We start from the raw sequence: 916 nt of genomic DNA, 5'->3' as shown, positions 1-916 counted from the left end.
TATAGTCAATCCACAATAAAAGAGATACAACCCATATCATGGAAGAGTTTAGGTAGATTATTCTCCATCCATCCTTGGCGTAGAAACTTAGCCTGTGCCCATTTTTTCTCGATAGGGTTCAGATCAGGGCTGTAGGGTGGTAGCCATAAAATACGATGGCCATGCCTATTCAGTAATTTTTGAATACTCTTATTTTTATGAAACCGAGCATTATCCATGACAATAACGCATTTGGTTTTAAGGCTTGGGATTAGTGTTTGTTTGCACCAGTTGTAGAATATGTTGCTGTTAATATTCTGCTCAAAGTAATCAAGCGCAAACAGCATTTTTTCATACAAAGCGCCAATAACATTAGTACGCTTTTTTGCTTGCCAGTTGTAGCTATCAATACAAGGGATACCGATTGGCGCATAGCCATAAGGTCTTATTGTTTCAGCTTCAAAGCCGCTCTCGTCCATATAAATAATGGGGTAGCCTTGCTGTTTAAAGCGATCAAGCTTACTTAGATACGCCGCTCTTTTGATCGGACAGGCTTTTGGATGTTCCAAGGTCTTTTTTTTGACTGATACCAAGACGCTTTAAGGCAATCTCAATGCCTGATTTGCTACAATTTAAACGCTGTGCTCGCTCATACATGTAATCGTCTGGATATTGCGCAACGTCTTGAAGAAGTGCTTCATTTGGTATTTTACTGGGTGCTTTATCCCGAGATTGTTTGATCGTTGGGTTTTTCAACCAGCGTTGTAACGCCGTTTTGCTAACGTCATAGAAGGTACACGCTTCACGAATAGTCATGTCTTTGTTTTTGACGCTTTTGATCACTTGCGCCCGGAAGTCTGCAGAATAAGTCATCGTTATTAATATCTTTCTCTCAGTTTTAAAAGTATTGTATCTTATTTATAAAAGACTGACTATA

The 916-nt window shown here is 39.2% G+C and carries 2 protein-coding genes; both read right to left on the bottom strand.

What is annotated here, in order from left to right; all coding sequences use genetic code 11:
• Positions 1 to 5 precede the first annotated feature (5 nt).
• Complete coding sequence (locus ACS8FD_RS17910; protein WP_439276842.1) at positions 6 to 548, bottom strand: IS630 family transposase; 543 nt, start codon at positions 546 to 548, stop codon at positions 6 to 8.
• Complete coding sequence (locus ACS8FD_RS17905; RefSeq protein ID WP_439276841.1) at positions 499 to 852, bottom strand: IS630 transposase-related protein; 354 nt, start codon at positions 850 to 852, stop codon at positions 499 to 501. The genes ACS8FD_RS17910 and ACS8FD_RS17905 overlap by 50 nt, the downstream gene beginning before the upstream one ends.
• Positions 853 to 916 lie beyond the last annotated feature (64 nt).

The sequence above is a fragment of the Psychrobacter sp. 1U2 genome (assembly GCF_051847575.1).
Note: the sequence above shows the minus strand (reverse complement) of the source record. Positions and strands in the feature narration are given on the sequence as shown.

Bases quoted from the DNA above. Each gene is read 5' to 3' on its own strand.
- ACS8FD_RS17905 (WP_439276841.1), bottom strand. From the start codon at position 852: ATGACTTATTCTGCAGACTTCCGGGCGCAAGTGATCAAAAGCGTCAAA.